The organism is Rufibacter latericius (assembly GCF_003721515.1).
Taxonomy (GTDB): domain Bacteria; phylum Bacteroidota; class Bacteroidia; order Cytophagales; family Hymenobacteraceae; genus Nibribacter; species Nibribacter latericius.
Genome location: NZ_RJJD01000005.1, coordinates 236075 through 258877 on the forward strand (window position 1 = coordinate 236075; position 22803 = coordinate 258877).

Annotated in this window: 22 protein-coding genes; 6 read left to right on the forward strand and 16 right to left on the reverse strand. The window is 44.8% G+C overall.

Annotation, left to right across the window (positions count from 1 at the left end; translation table 11 throughout):
* Positions 1–56 precede the first annotated feature (56 nt).
* On the forward strand, positions 57–332 hold the full coding sequence (locus tag EFB08_RS10570; protein ID WP_125077709.1) for a hypothetical protein: 276 nt from the start codon (positions 57–59) through the stop codon (positions 330–332).
* Positions 333–815: 483 nt separating this feature from the next.
* The gene (locus tag EFB08_RS10580) at positions 816–1817 is read left to right on the forward strand and encodes a DUF3871 family protein (RefSeq protein WP_123126918.1); all 1002 of its coding nucleotides are present in this window, start codon (positions 816–818) and stop codon (positions 1815–1817) included.
* A 99-nt stretch (positions 1818–1916) separates the two neighbouring features.
* On the opposite strand, the gene EFB08_RS10585 is transcribed toward EFB08_RS10580, so the two are convergent.
* The 6 genes from EFB08_RS10585 to EFB08_RS23890 all read right to left on the reverse strand — a co-directional run bounded on the left by EFB08_RS10585 (position 1917) and on the right by EFB08_RS23890 (position 6428).
* Positions 1917–3401 (reverse strand): RNA-binding domain-containing protein, encoded by a 1485-nt coding sequence (locus tag EFB08_RS10585; protein ID WP_165864857.1) that lies wholly within the window; start codon positions 3399–3401, stop codon positions 1917–1919.
* 710 nt (positions 3402–4111) lie between these two features.
* Entirely contained in the window at positions 4112–4534 is a 423-nt protein-coding gene (locus tag EFB08_RS10590; RefSeq protein WP_123126920.1) for a hypothetical protein, read from the reverse strand.
* The gene (locus tag EFB08_RS10595; protein ID WP_125077710.1) at positions 4518–5021 is read right to left on the reverse strand and encodes a hypothetical protein; all 504 of its coding nucleotides are present in this window, start codon (positions 5019–5021) and stop codon (positions 4518–4520) included. The genes EFB08_RS10590 and EFB08_RS10595 overlap by 17 nt, the downstream gene beginning before the upstream one ends.
* A 222-nt stretch (positions 5022–5243) precedes the next feature.
* Positions 5244–5642 (reverse strand): nuclease A inhibitor family protein, encoded by a 399-nt coding sequence (locus EFB08_RS10600; protein WP_123126922.1) that lies wholly within the window; start codon positions 5640–5642, stop codon positions 5244–5246.
* Between the two features lie 28 nt (positions 5643–5670).
* A complete protein-coding gene (locus EFB08_RS23885) occupies positions 5671–5994 on the reverse strand; it encodes a DNA/RNA non-specific endonuclease (RefSeq protein WP_262707476.1) in 324 nt (107 codons plus the stop codon).
* A gap of 2 nt (positions 5995–5996) precedes the next feature.
* Positions 5997–6428, reverse strand: coding sequence for a DNA/RNA non-specific endonuclease (locus EFB08_RS23890; RefSeq protein WP_262707477.1), 432 nt, complete (start codon positions 6426–6428; stop codon positions 5997–5999).
* Positions 6429–6975: 547 nt separating this feature from the next.
* On the opposite strand from EFB08_RS23890, the gene EFB08_RS10610 reads away from it, so the two are divergent.
* Positions 6976–9231 (forward strand): cold-shock protein, encoded by a 2256-nt coding sequence (locus EFB08_RS10610; RefSeq protein WP_123126923.1) that lies wholly within the window; start codon positions 6976–6978, stop codon positions 9229–9231.
* Positions 9232–9358: 127 nt separating this feature from the next.
* Here EFB08_RS10610 and EFB08_RS10615 read toward each other — a convergent pair whose 3' ends face one another.
* Complete coding sequence (locus EFB08_RS10615) at positions 9359–10501, reverse strand: tyrosine-type recombinase/integrase (protein WP_123126924.1); 1143 nt, start codon at positions 10499–10501, stop codon at positions 9359–9361.
* 242 nt (positions 10502–10743) lie between these two features.
* The gene (locus EFB08_RS10620) at positions 10744–11151 is read right to left on the reverse strand and encodes a cupin domain-containing protein (RefSeq protein ID WP_165864858.1); all 408 of its coding nucleotides are present in this window, start codon (positions 11149–11151) and stop codon (positions 10744–10746) included.
* 276 nt (positions 11152–11427) lie between these two features.
* Between EFB08_RS10620 and EFB08_RS10625 the strand changes: the two genes are divergently transcribed.
* The gene (locus EFB08_RS10625; protein WP_123126926.1) at positions 11428–12381 is read left to right on the forward strand and encodes an HNH endonuclease; all 954 of its coding nucleotides are present in this window, start codon (positions 11428–11430) and stop codon (positions 12379–12381) included.
* A 14-nt stretch (positions 12382–12395) separates the two neighbouring features.
* On the opposite strand, the gene EFB08_RS23775 is transcribed toward EFB08_RS10625, so the two are convergent.
* From EFB08_RS23775 to EFB08_RS10640, 4 genes are all read right to left on the reverse strand, one after another.
* Positions 12396–13772, reverse strand: a complete 1377-nt coding sequence (locus EFB08_RS23775) for a DUF3427 domain-containing protein (protein ID WP_227006295.1) — start codon at positions 13770–13772, stop codon at positions 12396–12398.
* Between the two features lie 14 nt (positions 13773–13786).
* Positions 13787–15535 carry a DEAD/DEAH box helicase family protein gene (locus EFB08_RS23780; protein WP_227006296.1) on the reverse strand — a complete coding sequence of 583 codons (1749 nt, stop codon included), beginning with the start codon at positions 15533–15535 and terminating at the stop codon, positions 13787–13789.
* Positions 15532–15918 (reverse strand): (deoxy)nucleoside triphosphate pyrophosphohydrolase, encoded by a 387-nt coding sequence (locus EFB08_RS10635; RefSeq protein ID WP_123126927.1) that lies wholly within the window; start codon positions 15916–15918, stop codon positions 15532–15534. The genes EFB08_RS23780 and EFB08_RS10635 overlap by 4 nt, the downstream gene beginning before the upstream one ends.
* Before the next feature lie 88 nt (positions 15919–16006).
* The gene (locus tag EFB08_RS10640) at positions 16007–17149 is read right to left on the reverse strand and encodes a putative sensor domain DACNV-containing protein (RefSeq protein ID WP_123126928.1); all 1143 of its coding nucleotides are present in this window, start codon (positions 17147–17149) and stop codon (positions 16007–16009) included.
* Positions 17150–17563: 414 nt separating this feature from the next.
* On the opposite strand from EFB08_RS10640, the gene EFB08_RS10645 reads away from it, so the two are divergent.
* The gene (locus EFB08_RS10645; RefSeq protein WP_227006297.1) at positions 17564–18436 is read left to right on the forward strand and encodes a DNA/RNA non-specific endonuclease; all 873 of its coding nucleotides are present in this window, start codon (positions 17564–17566) and stop codon (positions 18434–18436) included.
* Between the two features lie 132 nt (positions 18437–18568).
* Positions 18569–18961: a nuclease A inhibitor family protein gene (locus EFB08_RS10650; protein ID WP_123126929.1), complete on the forward strand. Its 393-nt coding sequence runs from the start codon at positions 18569–18571 to the stop codon at positions 18959–18961.
* 1 nt (position 18962) lies between these two features.
* Here the strand turns inward: EFB08_RS10650 and EFB08_RS10655 are convergent, their stop codons facing one another.
* The 4 genes from EFB08_RS10655 to EFB08_RS23980 all read right to left on the reverse strand — a co-directional run bounded on the left by EFB08_RS10655 (position 18963) and on the right by EFB08_RS23980 (position 22771).
* On the reverse strand, positions 18963–19238 hold the full coding sequence (locus tag EFB08_RS10655; protein WP_123126930.1) for a hypothetical protein: 276 nt from the start codon (positions 19236–19238) through the stop codon (positions 18963–18965).
* Positions 19239–19663: 425 nt separating this feature from the next.
* Positions 19664–20257, reverse strand: a complete 594-nt coding sequence (locus EFB08_RS10660) for a hypothetical protein (RefSeq protein WP_123126931.1) — start codon at positions 20255–20257, stop codon at positions 19664–19666.
* A 2-nt stretch (positions 20258–20259) separates the two neighbouring features.
* Positions 20260–21033, reverse strand: a complete 774-nt coding sequence (locus tag EFB08_RS10665; RefSeq protein WP_227006298.1) for a metallophosphoesterase family protein — start codon at positions 21031–21033, stop codon at positions 20260–20262.
* Positions 21034–21664: 631 nt separating this feature from the next.
* Positions 21665–22771 carry a DnaJ domain-containing protein gene (locus tag EFB08_RS23980; RefSeq protein WP_123126932.1) on the reverse strand — a complete coding sequence of 369 codons (1107 nt, stop codon included), beginning with the start codon at positions 22769–22771 and terminating at the stop codon, positions 21665–21667.
* Between the last annotated feature and the right edge of the window lie 32 nt (positions 22772–22803).

A 22803-nucleotide genomic window follows, 5' to 3' on the forward strand; every position in this document is an offset into this window, starting at 1 on the left:
GAGGGTACCTTCAAAGGGTACCCTTTTTGTTTTGGACTCATATGATGACAACGAACATGCAGGAAACACTAACCTTTAGGGACGATGATGATGAGGGAAGCTGCCTGTTCATTTACAAATACAAGGTCGTAAGGGCTCACTGTCCATTCTATGTGATCTGCGTGAAACCTGTGAATGGGATGGAAGCAGGTGAAAGGGTGGAAGTGGTAGAGGTCCTGAAAGGCAGCCCAAATACTTTAGTTTACTGCATCAATGACAGGTACTATCCCCACCATTATTTTGAGTATAAGCCCCCTACCAATCTGGTGATTACCAGACTTAAAAGAAGTTAGTTGCTAGGCTGAAAGGAGTTATGCTGTATTTCTTCGCTGGGTTCTTTGAGATGGTTACTCCTTGAAATCAAACCACTGAAAGGAACGTAGCCAGAATCATAAGTTGCAACTGGATGATGCAAGGGTAGCCTATCTGTATTAGCAGGTGGCTACCCTTTTATGTCTGTATTTAACTCACCAATAAATCATTCTCAATGGACTTAATAGCACAATTAGATACCACTAGCCAGCGATTCAGCAACTGCTTGGCATATGTCCCACTTAACCAGCTCTCAGAGATTACCTCTGCCCTTTGTCTCTTGATACACCATACCAAGTATCAGGAGGAAGAGAAGTTTGCTGAGCTCAACACCAGGTTCATACATATCATTGAGATAGTAGAAGACCTGATGAGTGTATATAAAAGCAACCCAGTATCAGAAGCTGAGGAAGTAAAGTGGTAACCACATTTAAAAGTTCAAATATAACCTAACGAAAAACCACATGGAAAACGCATTAATGAGGCTGAGCACTCAGCCAGAGTCAAGATTCAAAGTCATAAGTAACAGAGAGGTAGACAAACAATCTACCTCTTCTGCTTTTATAGAGGCTAATACTGTACCTGTTTCTCTATCTGAACTCCAGCGAGACCATATCATTCCTGTTTATGTAAAGGACAATGAGCCATTGGTAAGCCAGTATGAGTTTATCGAAACTACCAAAGAGATAATATCAACTATCTTCAGAGGGGAGCAAATTCTTAGCCCTTCCATTCGCTGTAGTCATCCTATCAAGGGAAGGATTCCAGACGCGAAGGACAAACCAGCTAGCCAACTAGAGGATTGGGAGAAGACCCTCTACTATGAGCGAATGATGTTTGTGGTTGAGATACCCTCCATCTATGATACAATTGAGGGCAATACACTAAACCTAACCATTGGAGGGGTAAAAGCTTACAATCTGGATAACCTCTACAACAAGAAGGGTGCTGCTGAGCACTTCAAGGTGTTTATTGGTTTCCAGAACACAGTTTGCACCAACCTTTGTGTGAAGACTGATGGTTTTATGGGAGACTTAAGGGTAAGCTCCTCAGAGCAGCTACACTCTGCTATATACCAGCTGTTAGGTTCTTATGACCAACATCTTCATCTAAGCCAGATGCAATCCCTTTCAGAGCATTCCATCTCAGAGCAACAGTTCGCCCAGCTTTTGGGGCGCTGTAGAATGTACCCACACCTACCATCTGCTCAAAAGAAGCATATCCCTGAATTACTATATGGCGATTCACAACTAACCTCAGTTTGTAGGGACTACTACAAGGATGTTAACTTCTGTAGGCAGGAAGATGGAAGGATAAACCTGTGGAGGCTCTACAATCTATTCACTGGGGCCAACAAGTCAACCTACATTGACCAGTTCTTAGACAGGTCAGTTAATGCCATAAACTTTGCTTCTCAAATTAAGAAAGGACTAAATGGAGACACTAATATGTGGTACATTAGCTAAATCCTTTATGAAACATAAGCTCTAAAAGAGTTATTTAACCAATAACTGGTTAACATTGGCTTTCTTAGAGCTTATGTTTAGGCTTTGGTGAATAACTTATTATCCAAGCTGTTTGCTACCTTCTTCTACGTGCTCATTGACAGCCCAATAAGGGACGTACTTTATATCCCTTTTAGAGTTACTTGTTAAATCAGCAACTTTAATTAAGCCCTCATTAAGTGTATCTGAAATAATCCTAGAAGCTATTGCATGGTTTGTTCTCTTGATATCAAACCTCTCTCTAATAGAGGCATTATCTGTCATCATGTTTGATTCATGCCTTAAACATGCATGCCAATAACAACTTCTAATTTTTTCTTCTCGTGTCATTTGATTGAGTTCCTTATGGGCAAACAATGTCACTCTCGTATAATCTTCACCCCTCTTAATCAATGGACCAGGCAATCTAAAGTTTTCTGTTGCTTGTACTACCCTATCAATGCCACTGCCTCTCTCTTCACATATTGAAAATTTCTTCATAAGAGCAGCCAGCTTCTCATTTCTAGACTTAGGTGGATAATCCAAGAACCTTAGTGGGTCAATTAGTGGTGACCCTGGATTGGTAATCTCAATTCTATCATCAAATATCTCTATCATTGGGCTTGCACCCCTAACTGTGAAATCCTGATGTATTAAAGCATTTGCAGCAAGTTCTCTTAATGCATCCTCTGGATATTCACGCTCAACTTCTCTCAGTGTTTTAATAACCTCTTTTGAAGGTATGTTTTCTAAGATGTATCTAATTAGCCCTTCAAAACCAACTGCATACCCTCTTATTCCACCTGTCTCCTTTATAGCTGAGACACGATTCGTTCCATCGTAAACTATTACTCTAACTTGCTTCTTCTTTATCTCACCAAAGCGTTTCTTGTCCTTTGCTAATACTAAAGCCCCCAAATTTGTTATTGCAATACCATCCTGCAAATCAACCAAGATGTTGTCGTCTATTAGCTCCTCTTTAATCAATTCCAAATCCTGAGGCTTCTTCTTCCTTAGAAGACGATAATACACATCCACTTCTAATAAGTCTATGGCCTCTTCAATCTTTAGCCCCTTGGTAGCAAACCTATCTTCAAAGAAATTGTTATCACCAATTTTAACCAATTCTCTCAACTCAAAGTCAGAAACTCTTCTTGTCTGCCCAGCAGTTCTTATGAATGAAGCTTCTAAGCCTTCACCTCTAATGTAAACTGGTTTATGATTAGATTCAGGAATATAGATTATCAAAAGGTGTTCATCTTCATACTTTACTATTGTATGGTCTAAGGAAACAGGGGGCGAAACTTTATTTCTCGCAATGTTTCCCAACTTGTCAATTATTAACTTTGAATCATCAGTGTTAATCCCTTTTACATTCCCTGAATCATCTATACCAAAAACGAGCCATCCTCCTCCTTGTTCATTAGCGAATGCAGATATATGCTCTGCAAGCCTTTCCTTGTTTTGGGACAGGTTTTCTTTCCAATCGATTTTATTTGATTCATTTGGTATTGGCCTCAAAGACTTCTCCAAGAAGCTTAGTGCCATTTCTCTCCAAATAGGCATGTTAATAACTGTGTTAATTAATTGTGGATTATTGTTACACATCCATTACACACAATTTTTAATACAACTCATTGATTATAAGCTAGTTGCAATTAAAATGTATAATAAAATGCTTTACCTATCACACACATCGACATTCTCCAAGTCTTTTTAAGTCATCCTATATATATTACAGCTAATATTGTTGTTACACACATATTATAACATAAATAGCTTAATATCAATTAGTTATACATAAAACATTAAACACCATGCTTTCCCAGTTACACACATTATGTGGATAACCTCTGTAAGATTAGCGAAACACGAAGTTAGCTATACTAACATATATTAAGAGACTTTAGTTATCATAACTAACCACTACCCTTATAACTAGATAGAATCTAACCTATTTGGTACAGTAAGTAGGTATAAGCTTAGGAACAAGATATTCATCATAGATAACCTCTTAAGTATAACAAGAACATATTGTAGCACCTAAATTAGATTGCGACCAATCTTGGTAGGTGAAACATGAAGAAAAGTCTAAAGAGGTTTATTGGGCAATTATTTAGGGTCCTTTGAAATTACCAGCAAACCTTTTACTTGTTATTACAAAGAAGTATCGATTCTGTTATACTCCTTACGCTAGAAGGCTTAGTAAAGACAGTAAGTAGTACATACTTTGGGAAGATTAACTTGTAGGAGCAATTAATAACTAAAAGGGGTTCTTAGATTATATTACCCTTAGGCTCAAACACACCTATCAAAATTTGCTCCATCATTAGAGCCTTTCTCTCCTGAGAAAGATGGATTGAATCACTTCCTACCATCATGTCAAGGTCAAACAAATCAAACATTACTGTCTTAATAGGTTGAAGTTGCGATGCTAACAGGCGATACAAGTTGCTATTGCTCGATGATGTCTCTTGAAATTCACGTCGAAGCCTTTCTCCAAAGTTTCCCCATTTACCTACTGTCGCTTTCCCTACATACAGAATCTCGCCATTGCAATGGTGAATATAGACTCCTGACTTGTTAGCATAGGCTCCCAGTTGGTTTATAGACCAAGTCTGTCCATTAGGTGCAACTGTAACAGTAAAGCCTTGATAAATAATATCTGCCTTAAGAGGGACCCTAACTTTTACTTCCATCTGATTGCTGTGGTGTTTGGAGTTCTGGCATGAAGGACTTTACACAATTAAGATTGATTGCCCTTCTCCATAAGCTAATCTTCTGCTCTCTGGTCATCACAAAATAACCACCAGAAGGTGTTACCAATCCATGAGTTTGAATATTCAGTTCCTGACACCTGTTTTTAACAATATTCCAAAATGTATGAATAGGTTGTCCATTGTGTAAAGTGTGCTCATATCTGGTCAGATAAACACCACATAGAGTTTCCTTATTCTTCTCAATAATAGATAGGATATTGGTAGGGGTGATTTGATTGAAAGCTTCTAAGTCTACGTCCAAGAAACTATTTATTCTTGCAACATGCTGAGGATTGTTTTCATCTGCATCATCTATGCACTCAATCAAGTCAGTAATCCCAATACTGTTTTGCTGGCACCAATTCATCAAGTGCCCTCTGTTAGCCCTGTACTCAGCTAAACTTGGCATACCCAATGCTTGTGGCATGATGTACCAGAAATGGTTTGTTCTCCTCCCATAAAACCAGTTGGCATTGTTGTTACCAGGTTGATTCCAAGCAGGATTAAAAGTGCCTACGAAGAGATATTTGAGAGGGTAATCAGGGTATAAGTCGTTAATAAATCTATGATTGCAGGGCATCTTGTTAAGTAAGGTGAATGATGTGATTCAACCCATTGACAATATAGAGAATTGCCTATAACTATTCTATCAAGTTTCTACAAGCTGCGTTTTAAGTCCTGCTAATTGACCATCACTAGTCCAACCTAATAAATATGCGTCGATTCTGGTTTGACCAACTCTGTATGCCTTTACATCTTTTAATTGACTGGACAACAGTTCTACCAGTTCTTGGAAACGTTTAGCCTCTAGCACCTTTTCCTCACTGGCTCCTTCACGAACAGAGGTCATGTTTCGAAAGAAGTAAGTTACTTCCTGGATTTCGACTGGTTTAGATGAGGGCAGCTCTAAGAGTTGGACCAGTATTTCTGCACTAAACCCATTCTGGTAAACAGCACCAATGTTTACTACTTCCAGGGCTGCATCAGTTTCACTCATTACCCAGAGCCCCTGAGCTGCCTCTTCCAATTTGCTTAAGATATCTTCCATTTGAAGTAATCAATTAATGAGTTGTTAACTACTGAGTAGGACCATTATCAATGTTTGCTTCCAACACAGCTTCTATTTGGTCTGGAAGTTGGGACAGGAGGTCATAACCAGTGGCAGCCTCTATAGCATCTACTGTTGTCCTGTAAGTACCCCAATAGGAGTTGATGGAGTTGATGTTTGGGGTATTGACAGCTATTATGCGCGTATTGGTTGCAACCCTGTTTACATCGTCCTCACCTTCTGACAACACAACAACTACCTTCCAAATCTGGCTTGGAACTGTTACCCTGCCATTATCAAGAGAGTTTTTCGCACCACTGCTCCCTATACCCCCAACTCCATAGCTTCCCATTACTACGTAACCTCATTACCAGCTTGCACCAGATCACGCGTGTAGTTCTCTAGGTTGGCCCAGGTTTGCTGATTGTTGTTTGGAGCTTGGGGGATCATGTTCGTCATAAGGAAAGTAGCAGAGCTATCTTCTATGGTTTTGGACCTATCAGCTGATGGAGTATTATGTCCTCTGTCGAAACCACTTCCTGTATAGCTACTCGCAGTCACCTTATACCAATTCGTAGGTAGGGAAAGGTCAGACCTAAAATCATCCTGACGAGGAGCACCACCAATCCAATCTTTGCTAAGGTACCAGCTAACCCAATTTGGAGTACCTCTGTCCCTGCTGTAGGACAATGCATACTGGGGTTTCTCCATCAAGAAGTTATTAGGGTTGTTGAGGTCTGCTGTAGCGTTGCTTGGATTCCCTAAGGTTAGATGCTCACTAAGCATCAAGTCAGGAGTTTGCTTTGGGATTACTTCTGTTTCCTTACAGCCTACTACAAAAATGCACAGAAGGGTGATGAGGAATAAGTGTTTTCTCATAGACGTAATAGTTCAACTAAACAACTCTTTACTTATGGTGCGCACTCTTTGTTGGGAAATCAGCTCAGTATTGAATTAATGAACAAATCCTTTGCTAGTACTACGCATATGCTTTAGAGCTTTCCCTAAATAACCTCACTAAAGGGGCTTACCTCAGCAAATGAAAGCCCAAAGCTCAATACAGAGTTCTTTAAGTTTGAGTATTTTCTTTTATAAATAAAAGGACACCTGTTATAAGTATTAACAATAATGTATAGTATCATAATAGGCTCAATGAAAAGGTTAAACAAATGCCCTATTTTACTACAATAACTAATACAAAACCAAAAACAACTAAATTCTTCTATTTAAAGAACTACATTTAAATAAAGTAGTTAAATTTGCACATTGTTAAGTATTACATATTGAGAATACATTAAATATTATATATATATAGTTATCATCCTTAATATTCATGAAGCACTTTGGATTCGTAAAAGACTTTAATATAGAGAAAGGATATGGGTTTATTGGACATAATGGGCAAGACTACTTCTTTCATCAGAAGAATGCACAGAGCGCCACTGCTACCCTTATTTCTAAAGTAGTCCACTTTCAATTAATTGATTCTAAGAAGCACGTTGGAAAGAAGGAAGCTGTTGATGTTAGTTTGCTCACCCTAGCTGAAGACTTTGACCAACTTCTTGCTTACATAAATGGATGTGATAAGGGATTTAGACAGAAACTGTTATCTAATCTTACATTCACAGAGTTAAAGAAACTTTTCAATAAAATTACTTCAAGAATCCATAAAATAGATTCTCTTGGGTCCTATGAGATAGTAGTAGAATTCTTGTCTGGCTTAAAGGTTATTAATCAACCTTACCAAGATTTTACTGCTTATATCCACTCTATCTGTTCTCCAGATTTCCAATTCAGGTTATGGTTGGACAACCTTAGTAACTCATTTAATGAGGAATATGTAATTAATAGCCTTGGTCTTCTTGATACCACGACTTTAGACAAAGTGCTTAAGGTAGGCAACGAGACTGTCAATAAAGCTTACTTTTTAAGTGAGTTAAGCCATGTTGGTCGTATAGATACTGAAGGAAAGAAGGGGCAAGTATTTAGCTTGTTTAATAAATTATCTCAACTGCATAAGTCATCAGCCTTTATCAATGAACTAAAAACATTGATAAGAGATTGGTCGTCTTCCCATTTTAAAATAATCTACTGGCTGGAGGGCTTTGATGATTACTTTGACTTCCATGAATTCAAACCCTATGTAAGCTTATTGGAGCCTTCTAAACAGAAGATCTATGTTAAAAAAATTCTATCTTTAATCCATAGGAAAGAACAAGCTTATACACTCCAAGATATCCTTTCTATAAAAGATAATGTCATAGATTATGGTATTGCACAAGCAGTTCAGGGCATAGATGGGAGCAAATTAGACTTCTCTGTCAGCATCATACTGCAGACTTTAGAAGACCTCTCGAATCATGCTAAGCCTGAAATGGGCAAAATATATGACATTATTGTTAACCAGTTCGTTGAGTCATCAGATGTTCTTCAAGTGACAGGATTCTTCAATGAATGCGCTGGAAGGTATTACCCCAAGATAAGCAAAGTCGTAGATGAGGAAACGCTGAAAGAAATGGTAACCATCAGCTATCAAAGAAATGATAAGCAGAAACCATTTGAATTTTGCGAGGGAAGAAAGGCAGTAAACGTAGCTACCAAAGAGGAGGCATTATGTGAGCGAACAAATGCTGCCTTTTGGTGGTGCAATAATCAGAAGTGCTATCAAAACTCCTTAGCACTTCGAAAGCCAGAAGAGTGGGAAAGGTATACATTGCTTGATTTTCTTAGTATACTTAATATTAAGTTTGACAGCAATGACTATGAGATTTTCCTTGGTTACATAAACAAGGCAAACAAGTTCCTCAAGCATCTCAATTGTAGGGCATGTAAATCAATCATGCGCCCTGCTGAACAGTCCAATTTTGCTGTAAATAGAATCACCAAATTTAGATGCAACAATGAAGCATGTGTTCAGTATCTTCCAGTCAAAGGAAAAGACGAGAATAAGACAGTCTATATAAGCAGGTGTATCAATAAAGACTGCAATGATGTAATTGATAGTAGGGACTCTGTTAGGTGTGTCCCTGAAGGCAAGGCACAAGGTTCATGTGGGTGGTATATCTGTAATAACTGCAACGCATGTTGTGCAACTGACAAAATAGACCAAAGAAAACATATATTACAGAAGACAGGACAGAGCTATTCGTGTCATGATGTAGGCCATAGGGGAATACAAATTTCTTGCAACAAGTGTGGCCATAAAATGGAGGGAAATGACCAATCTTCTCTATATGCAACGAGACTGGAATGGTTCATTCAAAATAGAGAGGTGAGTAAATCCATTAGAAAGAGTGGTCAAAACAACTCTGGAAAATGGTGGTTTCTTCTTGAAAGAGGTAAATACACTTATGATGAGTTCAAGGAAAAGCTAGCCTCCTATAGCAGTTGTGGGTTTTACATACCAGACTTGGATAAAGAGAAAGATTTGCAGCTATTGGTGGAAGGTTCAACTGCTAAATTGGGTTACGAAGGGGCAAGGAACCTGAAATGTACCTCATGCAGTCATGAAATAAGTTTAAGCAAAGAGATTGACAAGTTTAACGTTATGAAGAAGTATCATAAGCAATATCTATTTGCAGTAGTTTAACTATATTTCTGTATAACATTATAAACTTGAAGCAAACAGATTCTAACATTAAAGGTTCTAATAGACTAATCAGCAGAACAAGAAAAGCGAATATAGCCCATCTAATAATGATAGTGGAAGGGATACATTAGATTTCAAATCCCAGTTCAGGCATTTCTGAATCGCTTACCTGCACTACTCCAATACTTCTAAGATAGATGAGACTTGTATTTAAGCTGGAGTGGTCAAACAGCTGTTGGAGCAGTTTCAAGTTCTGCGTCTTATTAAACACATTAATTGATGCTGCATGTCGAAAGCTATATAAGGTTTGATTATGTTGAATTAACCCTAACTGCAAGAACTTGGGTTTTAGCCTCCCCCATTTGGTATTGAAGTAGCAGTCATTGAAAGCCACCTTAGAGCCAGTGAAGATATTCTGTTCTGGTTCAAGTTCATTAACCTTCCTCTCTATAAGCGCTTCTCTTACATACAAAGGCACTGTGAGGCTTCTAATCCTGCCACTCTTGTTCTCATACCCATCTAAATAGAACTGGGTCATATCTTGGTTGAAATGACGACGCTTAAGCAATCTAATCTCTTGGTGGGGGCGTAACAAAGTTCCATACATAAGCAATGCGCAGAGATATAAGTTTGGGTTATTCTCCTTAAGGTATGACAGAAGCAATGCCAGCTGCGCAGGGGTATATGCTTGGTGGCGCACTGCTTTTGACTTGCGCTTGCTTGTCTCCAAAGCTGGGTTTGAGGAACAATACCCTTGTTTGACCAGTTTAGAGAACACTGCCACCAGGTTCCTTCTTTTGTTCTGGTAATATGTACCAGAGGAAGAGAACTGCTGGAGAAAACGTTCTATATCAGCAGAGGCAATATCATGAGGCAGCACTCCTTCACGATTCTCACTAAACAGAAATTCAGAGAACTGCTTTGTGACGCTAATTATGTCACGTTTGTAGGTCTTACTGTAGGAGCTATCCTGCAGATTTTTGTTGAGTTGGTCAAAGAGCACTCCTAGTGGCAGCGTTTTGGCCTCTGGAGCATTGATGGAAGCACTGCTCTCTGGTGTCCATCCATTCAGCAAGGCACGTGTATATTCCCTGAGGAGGTGCTTAAACAGCCTCTCTCTTTCCTTTGGGGTTTCGTTGCAATTAGGATAGCACTCAATCCCAATGGCTTTGCCATTATAAAAGCGATAACGCTTACCTTTGAAGTAGAAACTGATGAAACCTCTCTTGGCTCCATCCTTGGGGTTATAGAGTTGTGGGTCAGTGTACATGAGACAGCGTTTAAAGGTTGCTGTCTCACTTGTTGTCTCACGTATAGGGTACAAGGGGCAAAAAGCCTCTCTAAAAGATGCTGGTGATGTAGCTCAGTTGGTAGAGCAAAGGACTGAAAATCCGTATGCCGATTATGCGGTCCCAGTCATCAGCAGCAGACAAAACAAGAATCCCGCTTCAGATAGTGGAGCGGGATTCTTGTTTTTGGGGTGTTTTGGGAAAATGAGGCTTAAAACAGCTACTACTCCGCCTTTGGCAAAAGCCGATGGTGGTGGAAGGTTTCCATGCCTAACCGGCTCAGGGTGTCTTTCTCGAAATCGAACTCAATGAGGACGGCGGGCTCATCACCTACCACCCAGCCATCGTGGCCGGGTTCTATGGCTACCACCTGCGGGGCAACGAAGTCTTCGGTGATGCCATCGGCGTATATGATCTGGAGGTGGCCCTTGGCCAGGAAACCCAGGTGGGCGTGCATGCAGAGATCGGTGCCCACAATCTGCTTCATGTGGGTAGACCACTTAAAGCCCGGCGGATACACTACCCGCTTTACCCGTGAATCGCCCGTCCGCACGAAGTCCATCAGAACGCCTCCTACCTCGCGGTGCTCGGCTCCCGGCATTGGCGCCAGTAAAGTATCTGTCGTTTCCATAGTCCTATTTGTTGTAAGGTGTAGCAAAGCGTGTTGTCTTGATTCCTTTTCATTTGCCGGTCTTTGAGACCTGCCGAGGTTTCTACTTCAAGGTAAGCTTTTGTTGTTGAATCCTTTACAAGCACAGCCAAAATATTTCACTGGTGATTTACACATAAACCCTTCCTGATTCAGGCCTGTTTTCCAGAAACTAGGCTCAAATCAGAAAGCCAATTACCAGCATATCGGGTGAGATATTCCTAAATTGTCTACTTTCAAGGCAAGAAAGAATCTGTTATGCCCGTTTCGCCGGAAGGTCTAAAACTTTACCTCCAGAAATTTACCCGCTTGCGCCAAGGCGGCACCAAATACGGTCCGGCGCCGCATAAACCTGTTTTGCTGCTCAGCATTATAGACATGTTTGAGAAAGGAGAAGTCCTGGATAACAAGATTCACATCACTCCGGAACTGGTAGGCACGTTCAAGGAAAATTTTGCGTTGCTGGTTTCTACGGGTCATAACCCAGATTTCTTCCTTCCCTTTTACCATTTAACCTCTGAAGGATTCTGGTTTGTAAAAACGTGCCCCGGCAAGGAGCTGAACTCGGCCATCAAAAGTTTTCAGGTGCTCAATGGCTTGGTGGAATACGCCTATCTAGCCGATGATCTTTACCCACTCCTCCTGGCTCCAGAAATCCGAGGTCTTCTGAAAAGCGCTCTGCTGAAACGCTATTTCACTGGCACTGCAGAAGCCTACCAACAGGCGAAAAGAACCAGTGGGTATCTTCAGGAACTAGAAAGCTACCTCTTGAACGAGAGCGTGGCCACCTATACCATCACGCAAACCTCGCCCGACGAAGAACAGCTTTTTGTACGTGGGGGATTGTTCAAGAAACTGGTGCCGCAGGTCTATAATTTCACCTGCTGTATCACCGGCATGCGCCTGATTTCCAATTATGGCTTCTCTATGATTGATGCCTGCCATATTGTACCCTTCAGCCGAAGCAACGATGACCGCGTGACAAATGGCTTGGCTTTGTGCCCCAACCTGCACCGCGCCTTCGACCGGGGTTTGATCACCGTAGATCCTCAACTCAAAGTGCTGGTTTCCCCTTCCATTGCCGAAGATGAGGAGAATGCCTATGCCTTGCGGAAGCTTGAGGGCAAGCGATTGAATTTACCCTTTGGCGCCATTCATTATCCAGCAGCTGAGAATCTGACTTGGCACCGGGAGAAGGTGTTTAAGGGATGAACACTACTTTGATCTTAACCAACTGCCATCTTCGCTGAATCTTTCCAAAGGAATGGAGGCATTGGCTCATTTAGCTCCCACTTGATGCTCATGGGCTTAGAACCGTAATGTTCCGAAAGATTGCCTTCTCCAATGAAAACAAATCCCATCGTATTCCCATATCCATCCTCGTTCTTTTCCCTTACAAAGAGCAGAATCCTTTTCCCTTGCTCTTTATGGTGAATGTAACTCAAGCCTTTCCCTCTGTTGGGGCTCACTGCGTTCTGAGACTGCCAGTGAAAGAGGTTCTCACTAATGGCAAAATCTTCATACAAGGTGGTAGGTGAAAAATCCTTTTCAGACTTGTTAAGCGTGATGAAAAGTAATTCTGTGTTTTTCTCAGGAGAAACCAACACCCCTTCTCTAGAAGGGCATCTCTTCCCAAAAGTATGAAAGCCGAATCCGGCAAGAATCTGGTCCTTTGTATAGCGACTATGCACCTTTAGAGGCTGATCATAAGGAAGACGAATATTCCTTTCAAGGAAATCAACTCTGTCTTCCAGCAACTCAATTACTTCAACTATTTCCTCCACTAAAATTTTATTCTGACCAATAGACCTGATACTTTCTTCCAAGGAATTAAACCCTCCAGCATTTTGCCACACATCATAATGCAGCATTAGGCACATTGCCTTTTCGGTTTCTGATAGGTTCTTCATTTCTACATCAAACCCCTTCCTTGCTAAGGCTAAGATGAATTGGAAGTAGGAACTTGAGCTACAGGCAAGCCATTTCTTACTTATGGCTCTATACACCTCAGCTTCATTGGTGGCAGAGTAATCTTCGATCTGCTCTGCCAGTGCGCAAAGCCTTTTCCAATTAGTGCTTTTGTAAATAGCAGAAAGCGGAATATGGTAGAACTCTGAAAAGTTCTTCAAGGTAAGCGGCAGGCTTGTCTGGTGTTTATAATTCCTGATTTTAGTAATCAGTTGATTTCTGTTCACAGACGTTGCTTTCTTGATGTTCTCAAGAATCACGTTTTTCGCCTTCTTTTCTAAAATGATGGTGCAACCTAGCGGTAGGTGCGGAAAATCATCTTCTATCTCTTTCTGAGTAGAGGTATTCGTTTTGCCTACCAAGGCCCTGAACTTCCCTTCAAAATCATACTCTGGGCGTGCATTTCCTACAAAGTCTAGAACGGTCAAACAGTCTTTGTTTTCTGCTAGTCGCAATCCTCTACCTAGTTGTTGTAAGAAAACCGTTAGACTTTCAGTGGGTCGCAGAAACAGAACTGTGTCAATCTCCGGAATATCTACCCCCTCATTGAAGATGTCTACCACAAAAAGGTAATTAATTTCCTTCTTAGCAAATTTGGCCCTAAGCGCCTCACGCTCTCCATTTCTAGAACTCACCAGGTAGTCTGCCTTTAGCCCGCAAGGGTAAATTTTTCAGCCATGTATTGGGCGTGGTCTTGAGTGATACAGAAGCCAAGCGCTCTTACTTCATGAATATCCTTCAGATATTTCTCTAGGTTGACAAGTATCTCTCCTACCCTTCTGTCATTTTGGGTATAGATTCTAGACAGTTCACCAGGTAGGTACCGACCATTCCTCCATTCTGCACCTGATAGGTCAACACTATCAGAAACACCGAAATATTGGAAAGGGCAAAGCAGCTTTCTGTTTAACGCTTCAGGTAATCTTATCTCGGCAGCAATGGTGTTGCAGAAGTCTTCTAAAATATCTTCCCCATCCATTCTTTCTGGGGTAGCAGTTAACCCCAACAGAACCTTCGGGTTGAAGTAGTTTAGAATGGGTCGGTAACTTGAAGCAGCAATGTGGTGCACTTCATCTATAATGATGAAATCATAAAAACCGGCGGAAAGGCTTAAAGATTCTAGCCGATTATTTAGCGTCTGCACGGACGCGAAAACAACATCATAGCTTTCTGGCTCAATTCCGTCCACCCACAAGTCTCCGAAGTTGTTCTCTCTTAGAATTCCCTGGAACGTGGCTTGGGCTTGTTGCAGAATCTCTTTCCTGTGCGCTACAAATAAAAGCTTTGCATTGGGATGATTTCTCTTGAAGTTCTTAAAATCAAATGCGGAGATAACAGTTTTACCAGTTCCGGTGGCAGCTACTATTAGGTTCTTGTGCCGGTTATGAATCGTTCTCTCTACCTCTAACTTTTCTAGAATCTCTTCCTGAAACGGAAATGGCTTTAAATCAAAGTAGGCGACCGGGTTACTTCTCTCCGTGTGCTTTTCTTTTTTGAGAGCACCTTTCAACTTTTCCACGTCCCGTGCCTTGTCAAAGAGCTCAAACTCTTTGTCCTGCCAATACGTGTCAAAGGTTTTCTGGAATTTATCAATAATGTGCCCTACCTCTTTGGTGGTAACTTTTAGGTTCCACTCTAGTCCGTTGGTCAACGCAGAACGTGAGAGGTTAGAAGAGCCGATGTAACCAGTATGGAATCCGGTCTCTCTGAGGAAAAGGTAAGCTTTTGCATGCAGCCTCTCATTGTCTGTGTTGTACGAGACCTTGATCTCGGTATTAGGTAAAGAAGAAAGGTACTCTACCGCTTTCAGGTCCGTAGCGCCCATATAGGAGGTAGTAATCACTTTAAGCAGACCGCCTCTCTTGGTAAATTCTGCCAACTCCCTTTCAAAGATTCGTATACCCGTCCATTTGATAAAAGAGACCAGAAAACAGATTTTATCAGATGAAAGAATCTCCTTCTTTATCTCGCTTTCTAAGGAAACACCTGCGTTGCTGCCAGTAAAGAGTTCACTCTGGGTTAACCTGGTATAGGGAGTTATCTCATTGAGGTACCTGTCAAAATCAGTGAACTGTGCGTCAATCTTGGAGAAGACCGCGGAAAGAATCTTCGCCTCGGTGTGGATTAAATCTTCTTCAAACTCTTCTTCTTGTAATTCATTTTGCAGCAGAGTAATTACTTTGTTAGAAAGCTCTATCTGCTTTTCTATCCTTTCTTCTCCAGAAATCAGATTTAAGGCGTGTTTGATAACTCCAGACAAATATTGGGAAAGAACTCTTCCTGCTTCACTTTTATCTAAAGTTGTTTCTTTAATGTGGAATTCGTTTCGGTCTAATTCATTCAACTTTGAGGCAACCATTTTAGTGATAAGTTGCTCATACAGCCCTACTGGGGTCATATATTTAATTTTAAGAATTCTTCTAGGATAGGAACATCGGCGGGAGCCCAATCAATATCTTTCAATTCGTTTCTTGATAACCATTTGTATGTCTCGTGTTCCGCTAAAATGATTTCTCCGGATAAATAATTTACCAAAAAGGGAATGAGGTTGATACTGAATTTGCCATAGTCAAACGAGGACGGACTTAACGTTCTCAGGATCTTAACCTGAATATTCAGTTCTTCCATCAATTCTCTGTGCAGGCAACTTTCTGCCGTTTCGCCTCGCTCAATCTTACCGCCAGGGAACTCCCATTTCAATGAAAGACTCATCTTCTCACTCCGCTGGGTGACTAGGACTTTATCCTCCCACAAGATTATAGCGCATGTAACGTCAATCATGCTTACTGAACTTGAAGTGCTTTTGAATTTATATCTTCGTTACTTTTCTTGTCCTAGAACTAAATTTCCAGAAACCAGCCCCTAAACCTTACAACAGCAGCGTATCTACCCGATGCGCATGGACCATGTTCTCGCAGGGAGACCAGCTGAAGATGGTGAAGCGGCCGTCTTGGGAGGCGACCAGGGCAATGGCGTCGCGTTGGTCATGGACGAACTGGGCGGCGGAAAGGTGACGGGTGCCGCCGTTCTGGGTGGGATGGAGGATGATGGGCTCGTTGCCTACCACGGGCTCAGTGAGCACGATCTGCTCGGCTAGTTCGTTGCTGTCTGAGCGGATGATCTTGGCTCCGAAGGCTAGCAGTTCGTGTTGGTCGTTGATGATGGTGGCTCCGTCTACGGCGGTAAGTCCGGCCAGTCCGTCTATCTCGCGGCGCAGGGCTCCCTGCCAGAGACTCTGGTCACGGTTCTCTTTTTCTTCCTGCATCAGTTCCTTCAGCGCCGAGAAGGCTGGGGCCACAGCGTAAGGCAAGGGGTGAATGATGGATTCATGCCATTTTTCAGAACCCGTAGGCACCACCAGCAGCGTACCGCCACGTCCGTGCGCCCGCATAGACACCGCCAGTTGCACCAGCACGTTAACTGAGTTGTTCCAGGAGGCCGGGGCGGTGAAGCCCAGCAAAGAAGAAACCACAGCGGGGCAATCGGGGAGGCTGTCGCTGTCCTCGTCAATAATCTTGATGACATCGCCTTTGAGCACCGCCACGTTCGCAAACTTTCCGAAACCGGTAGACCGCCGGTGCTTGACCACCAGCAGACCCGGTTCAGAAACATCCAGCACAAAGCAGAAACTGAGGAGTTCGCGGGTAGTGCCCCACATGTACAGTTCGCCGTGCTCTTTCCAGACGCCAATGTGAATGCCGGGGCGTTCTACGCCGGGCGCCAGTTTGGTGAGGTTGTGCGACGTAAGCGGAAGCCGCTGGGCGAACAAGAGCGGTTTCCCGGCTTGCTCAGGCGGCAGGAAAGCCAGGGAGATCCTGGGCGATTGGCCTTCCTCTTTCCGGAGGCTTGCCCAGAACGCGGCATCAATGAGGGCTTCCACCACTTTCATAGAAGGAGCCGGCGCCACATTGAGGGCTCCGCTTTCCCGAGCCTCGTGCTGATGCTGGGCAAAATGGCTTTCTATGGTAGCGGCCACTGATTTAGCCGCCGCGTAGGTGGATTTACGAATCATGTATCTGATTTCTTGATCTATTCAGAAAGGCATGGGCGGCCTTCCTCTTTCCTTCGTTCAGCTTCTCTCCCTTTTCCTCTCTTGGTCTCCGATTTACCGGTAGCCCCCGCTGCTTTCAAAATCTAACTTACGTTTAGTTTTGCTGAGTACAAGGCCCTGAAATAAATTGTTTCACCGGCCGGCCTTAGAACTGTCCTTCATTCACGTATGAGCAGTTTCCTGCAAGATACCTCAGCCCGCAACCCTCTGCTTTTCGCCTGGTTTTCTAAAAACACCCTCTAATCAGCTAGGCAGCCAATCCTGTTCCAGAAGGTCCGGTCACAATTATTTAACACCTAATATTCCTATTGAAAAGCTTGCATCTACTTTATAGGCTAGTATCTTGCTTCAAATAATCAAACTAACCCAACCTTCGTGAAAAAACGTTATCTCCCCCTGCTCCTGGCCCTCGCGCTGGGTTTCGGTACCTCTTGTTCTGTGGAAGATGTGGAGCCGAGCGCGCCTTTGAGCCAGACCTCCACTGACAGCGCCACCGCCACCCAGGACAGCCACCTGGCCATGGGCAACCCCAGTGCTGCCGGTACCAGCTACAGCAATTACCTGGTGAGCAAACCGCAGTACGCCATGTCCTACAACAGCTACCGGGGCACGCCCAACTGGGTGAGCTGGCATCTGAGCAGCGCGTGGGTAGGCAGCGCTCCCCGCCAGGATGATTTCCGGGCCGATACTTCCTTGCCTAGTGCCTTTTATAAAGTACAGACCTCTGACTACACCGGCAGCGGCTTTGACCGGGGCCATAATTGCCCTTCGGCTGACCGCACGCTTACTGTAGCTGATAACTCGGCCACGTTTCTGATGTCCAACATGATTCCGCAGGCGGGACCCAATAACCAGCAGACCTGGGCTAACCTGGAGAACTACTGCCGTACGTTGATCAATGCGGGCAACGAACTGTACGTGATCATGGGAAGCTATGGGGTAGGCGGAACCGGCCTCAACGGATACAAAGAAACCATTGCCGCCGGCAAAGTAACCGTGCCTAACCGTATCTGGAAAGTGATTGTGGTGCTGCCCAATGGCTCCGGTGACGTAAGCCGCGTGACTTCCAGCACCCGCGTCATTGCGGTGAACACGCCTAACACCACCAGCATCAGCAGTACCTGGGGCTCTTACCGCACCACGGTAGATGCTATTGAGGCCGCCACGGGGTACAACATTCTTTCCAACGTGCCTTCTACCATCCAAAGCACCATTGAAGCCCGCGTAGACAACGGCCCAACTCAATAATTCTACTTCAAACTACCCGCAGCGGAAGAAAAATGCCACGTACTGGTTTCATTAGGAAGGCCATCGCATAGATGCTATTTCTCTTTGATGCGGAAGCGATTTCCTTCTGCTGCGGTTTTAACCTTTTAACAGATGTCCTACCTACTTCCGCAATTAACGCAAGCTGCCCAAGGCTTGTTATTCATCAGTGAGAGCGAGTCTCCGTTGGAGCCGTTCTCTTTGCCCACCGGGGTTTCACTTTCCTCGGGAGCTGATTTTCTGAAGGCCTTAGGCATGAACGGTCAGCCTGTAGAGCAGGTGGAGCTTGCTTATTTCTTCCGGAACATGGTGCGCACGTCGCCAGACCAGGAACCGGCCCAGCAAGCCATTGCTCAACGATTTATAGCGTTGTTGCAGTGGCTGGAAACCAATTTACAGGAGGTGCGGGTGTACAGAGTGGGGCAAATACAGGTGCAGGCCTATGTGATGGGCAAGGCGCCTGACGGAACGTGGCTGGGCCTGAAAATGACCCTAGTAGAAACGTAAGTTATTTTTCTTCCTGTAACAGCTCGTGTACCAGTTTCTCCATAGAGGTGGTTTTGAGGTAAGGATCCAGTTGTTCCTGGGAGGTGAAGGTCCTGATCATGCCAATGCTGTCGCAGTGTTCCAGAAGCCAGACTTCGGCGTAAAAAGTACCCATAAAATATAAACTGATGTGGCACCAGCCCTTTATGCGCGCGTGCAGGTACCGCCCGGTACTTTGCACGCATCTAATCTGATCAGGTAGGGGCAATTGGCTAAATTCCTTCACTTTAATTTCCATCGCTGCATTGGCCTTAATGTTCTCTCATACGCTCCATAACCCTGCTTTAGTGCTTAAGATACCGTTTTTTTATTTATGGATGCAGGGAAGGCAGCATATTCCTCCACCTTTTTCACAGCAAGGCCCCGTTCTGTCTGACCGTACTGCTTTATCACCTGTTTCCTGAAAACGGCACGAAAACGCACATCTGCCCGGCTCTGGAGAGATATCCCGGCATGGAGAGGCTTTCCCTGTCCACTGATTCACACAGAATCTAGAACGAGAGCATTCCGCCAAGAGTTTGTATCTGCCTTAATTGTCTAATACAGTTCTTGCCAGTGTTCAATTTTTAGCCTGTTTTTCCTGAAAGTGCCTTAAAACAACCTCACTGCCCAAAGAAGCTCCCAGAGAACTCCCCTATAAGCTGTTCAGTGATATTCCCTCTTTCAAAGGCGCATTTTTGTTCCCAAGGCCAGGTGGAAGATTTTGCCGGGGTCCAGATAACGCGGGTTCTGCACGTACGAGACCAGGTACTCTCCCAGGGTGCCCACTTCATAATACCCACTGAACCGATGCAGCGGCCTCACCCTGGTGAAATTCACTTGCCCGCCGGCAAAGAAGTACAGGTGCAGCGCGGTGGAAAACCGATAATAGCTGTTGGGGTAGCGGCTCAAATACCGCTCAGAGGCGAAATAATCTCCGCCGAATGTGTAGCTCACCTGCATACCCGTCGTGAAAGCGTACCAATCCACGGCTTTGATTCTGATGGGCTTGAAAGGCAGCAACGACGACTTCAGGGCGACCGTGAGGATATGATCTCCCCCGAACTTCTTAGGCAGATACCCCAGTGAGAGATCCGTCTCCAGTTTCCGGTTGAACGACTGCCGCCCGATGCCGCCGGAGACCAAACCTATCTCACCGGCAAACTGGAGCTTGGCGTAGTAGGGCGATAGTTCTTTTTCCGGAGCCTGGCTAAATGCGGGGAAAGAACCCAGAAGAACCACCCCCAGCAGGAGAAGAATAAACGTGGCGCGTCTCATCTCTAGTAGCTTATTTGTTCTACCGCATATCCTCTGTCCCACACCTTGAGGTAAGTGAACCCGCGTTTCTTCACGGTGGTGGTCACATGGTAAAGGATGTCATCATCATAGGTGGTTTCTGAGCTCCAGCCATGCCGATGCCCGTGCAAACTCAAAGACACCTTGCCGCTGTTGGAAAGCACCTCGTGAAAGGGCATTTCCAGGGCAGCGTCAAAATCGGAGTCAAAAGGTGGGATGTGGGACACCACAATGGCCTGGCTCCAGGTTTCGTCTGCTTCGGGCCGAAGCTCTTCCGCTAGCCAATCCAGGTCAGGAATGTGGCCGTTGAACCCATACTCGCGGCCGTTGGTATCCAGGAAGACAAACTTGGTGTGCCCGTAGACGAACGTGTAGTTCAGGGCCCCGAACATCTGCTGGTACACCTTGCGGGCATTGCCCAACAAGTCATGGTTCCCGATCACGGTGAGGTAAGGCCATCTGAGGTCTTTCATGATATCATGCACCCACTGGAACTCCTTTGACATGCCAAAATCAGAGATATCGCCCAGGTGAATCACAAAGTCAATGTCAGAAAAGGAATTCGCGGCGCGCACAAAGTCTACAGTCTCGTCATAAAAGCGCTGGGTGTCTCCCATCACCAGGAGGCGCAACGTATCCCCGGCCGGCTGGCGGGCTATTCTTTGAAGGTTCAAAGCCGTGAGGTTCTTCTCGTCGCTTTTCAGCCGGATTTGGTTGGGGTGATACTCAAAAAGCTCCTCGCAGGAAACCAGAAGCATTAGAAAGGGCAATAGGAAGGGTAAGCGTTTCATCATAGTAAGCGGAAAAACTAAAAAGCCATCAACAACTTCTTAGCGGTGTGGTTTGCGGAGATTGGGTTACCTCTTTCCGCGGCGTAGAAGGATGCCACCCACAGGAAATGGCAAGATCAGTTTACAGGTGTTCTCCGGGATATGCCAAGCAATTCTTGAACCCTGAAGAACGGCAGGTTAAAACCAGGGTACGAGCCCTTGGTTCAGAATCCATTTCGGGCCTGGCCTGAGATGGCAATCAACGGCAAAAGCAGCTTTTCTACCTTATGCAAGGCCTCTGTCTGCAGAGACTACATTTAATAAAGACAACCTAACCGCAGGCTACCCCCATTCTCCTGAAGATTCTGCTCTCAGAAGGCCGGAGCCTGCGCGCTGAAGCAAAGGTAAAAGGAGTCTTCACTTTTTAGCTATAAAAAATCAGCTTGGCGTCCAATCATAGCAGGTATCTTTCAGGAAAGCACTTCCCTGGATTTGAAACGACAGGGCAACTTCTGTTTTGAGGGTCTTTTACTGAAAACAACGTGGAAACAGCCCAGTGCTGAACCCATCACATCCGCAGGAAAAACAGTCAGGGACAGCCGCTTTGCTGTTTTAGGGTTTACGGCTCACACTGAAAAGAAGCTTCCTGGGCGGCTACTTTAAAGCCCAGTTGGGCAGCTTTCGTCAGCAAGGCGCAGCCCCGCAGAGAGTCGCCCTGCGCTTGCTTTATCTTGGCTTGCAGGTAGAAGGCTTTGGCGTTGGAAGGCGATTGCCGAAGGGCCTGCTCGGTGTCTTGCCAGGCTTTCTGTAGTTCCTGCATTCTGTAATACGCGAAGGTGCGGTACAGCAGGGCTTCGGTGGCTTTGGCCGAGGGATTGGGTATCTTCTGCAGGTAGGTGCTCAGGTCAGCGGCGGCGGCGGTCCAGTCATCTTCCCATTGCAAGTGCACCAGACCGCGGTCCAGGTAGGCATCGGTCTGGTTTTGGTCCAGGGTGAGGGCTTTGTCCAGGTCCCGCAGGGCTTTCAGGTATTGTTTGGTTTGCAGGTAACCTTTGCCTCTGGCCGCGTACCAGGCAGCGGGTGGGGCTGCGTTTTCCTTCAGGGCCACGGTGTAGTCTTCCACGGCGCCGGCCGGGTTCTTCAGATAGGCCAGCCGAATGGCCCCGCGGCGCACCCGCGCCTCTTCCAGGGCCGGCTTATATTCCAGGGCATCGGAATACGCCTGGTCTGCTTTCTTCCAGTGGCGCTGCTGTTCGGCTTGCCGCGCCTGCTTCATGGCCCTACCCGAGGCGATCTTCTCCCACCCGAACTTAAGCCCGAAGATCAGCAAGACCGTGAGCAACACTCCCCCAATAATGATCTGGAGATCGCGCCGCGAAAAGTGCGTGTGTTGTTTGGCCCGCTGCCGGTAATGCCGTTCCTGGAATCCAGCCGGGTTGCGGGTATGGTGGTAGCGGGGCGTGGTGTAGGCCTGGGCCTGCCGCCGTTGCTGCTCGTATTGCTGCTGCAGGTCAAAGGCCGCCCGCCGCTTGGGGTTAGACAGCACCTGGTACGCAGAATTCACCAGCTTGAAACGCTCCTCGGCGTGGGGGCTGTGCGGATTCTTGTCTGGATGCAGTTTCAGGGCCAGGCGCTTGTATGCCGCCTTGATCTCGGCGGGGGTGGCCGTAGACGAGACTCCTAAAATATGGTAGTAGTTCTTGCTCAAGGAATGTGGGGGCGCCATGCCATCAGCAAAAGTACGTGATAGTCTGCCTG

What these genes read in the sequence shown, in the direction of transcription:
- EFB08_RS23885 (WP_262707476.1), bottom strand. Translation starts at nt 5,994, where the DNA reads ATGGGAAGCTATGGAGTTGGGGGTATAGGGAGCAGTGGTGCGAAAAAC.
- EFB08_RS10590 (WP_123126920.1), bottom strand. Translation starts at nt 4,534, where the DNA reads ATGGAAGTAAAAGTTAGGGTCCCTCTTAAGGCAGATATTATTTATCAA.
- EFB08_RS23980 (WP_123126932.1), bottom strand. Translation starts at nt 22,771, where the DNA reads ATGGCGCCCCCACATTCCTTGAGCAAGAACTACTACCATATTTTAGGA.
- EFB08_RS10610 (WP_123126923.1), top strand. Translation starts at nt 6,976, where the DNA reads ATGAAGCACTTTGGATTCGTAAAAGACTTTAATATAGAGAAAGGATAT.
- EFB08_RS10595 (WP_125077710.1), bottom strand. Translation starts at nt 5,021, where the DNA reads ATGCCACAAGCATTGGGTATGCCAAGTTTAGCTGAGTACAGGGCTAAC.
- EFB08_RS23890 (WP_262707477.1), bottom strand. Translation starts at nt 6,428, where the DNA reads ATGCTTAGTGAGCATCTAACCTTAGGGAATCCAAGCAACGCTACAGCA.
- EFB08_RS10635 (WP_123126927.1), bottom strand. Translation starts at nt 15,918, where the DNA reads ATGATTGACGTTACATGCGCTATAATCTTGTGGGAGGATAAAGTCCTA.
- EFB08_RS10625 (WP_123126926.1), top strand. Translation starts at nt 11,428, where the DNA reads ATGCCCGTTTCGCCGGAAGGTCTAAAACTTTACCTCCAGAAATTTACC.
- EFB08_RS10615 (WP_123126924.1), bottom strand. Translation starts at nt 10,501, where the DNA reads ATGTACACTGACCCACAACTCTATAACCCCAAGGATGGAGCCAAGAGA.
- EFB08_RS10585 (WP_165864857.1), bottom strand. Translation starts at nt 3,401, where the DNA reads ATGCCTATTTGGAGAGAAATGGCACTAAGCTTCTTGGAGAAGTCTTTG.
- EFB08_RS10665 (WP_227006298.1), bottom strand. Translation starts at nt 21,033, where the DNA reads ATGCTTCTGGTTTCCTGCGAGGAGCTTTTTGAGTATCACCCCAACCAA.
- EFB08_RS10660 (WP_123126931.1), bottom strand. Translation starts at nt 20,257, where the DNA reads ATGAGACGCGCCACGTTTATTCTTCTCCTGCTGGGGGTGGTTCTTCTG.
- EFB08_RS10600 (WP_123126922.1), bottom strand. Translation starts at nt 5,642, where the DNA reads ATGGAAGATATCTTAAGCAAATTGGAAGAGGCAGCTCAGGGGCTCTGG.
- EFB08_RS23780 (WP_227006296.1), bottom strand. Translation starts at nt 15,535, where the DNA reads ATGACCCCAGTAGGGCTGTATGAGCAACTTATCACTAAAATGGTTGCC.
- EFB08_RS10650 (WP_123126929.1), top strand. Translation starts at nt 18,569, where the DNA reads ATGTCCTACCTACTTCCGCAATTAACGCAAGCTGCCCAAGGCTTGTTA.
- EFB08_RS10655 (WP_123126930.1), bottom strand. Translation starts at nt 19,238, where the DNA reads ATGGAAATTAAAGTGAAGGAATTTAGCCAATTGCCCCTACCTGATCAG.
- EFB08_RS10580 (WP_123126918.1), top strand. Translation starts at nt 816, where the DNA reads ATGGAAAACGCATTAATGAGGCTGAGCACTCAGCCAGAGTCAAGATTC.
- EFB08_RS10620 (WP_165864858.1), bottom strand. Translation starts at nt 11,151, where the DNA reads ATGGAAACGACAGATACTTTACTGGCGCCAATGCCGGGAGCCGAGCAC.
- EFB08_RS10640 (WP_123126928.1), bottom strand. Translation starts at nt 17,149, where the DNA reads ATGATTCGTAAATCCACCTACGCGGCGGCTAAATCAGTGGCCGCTACC.
- EFB08_RS10570 (WP_125077709.1), top strand. Translation starts at nt 57, where the DNA reads ATGCAGGAAACACTAACCTTTAGGGACGATGATGATGAGGGAAGCTGC.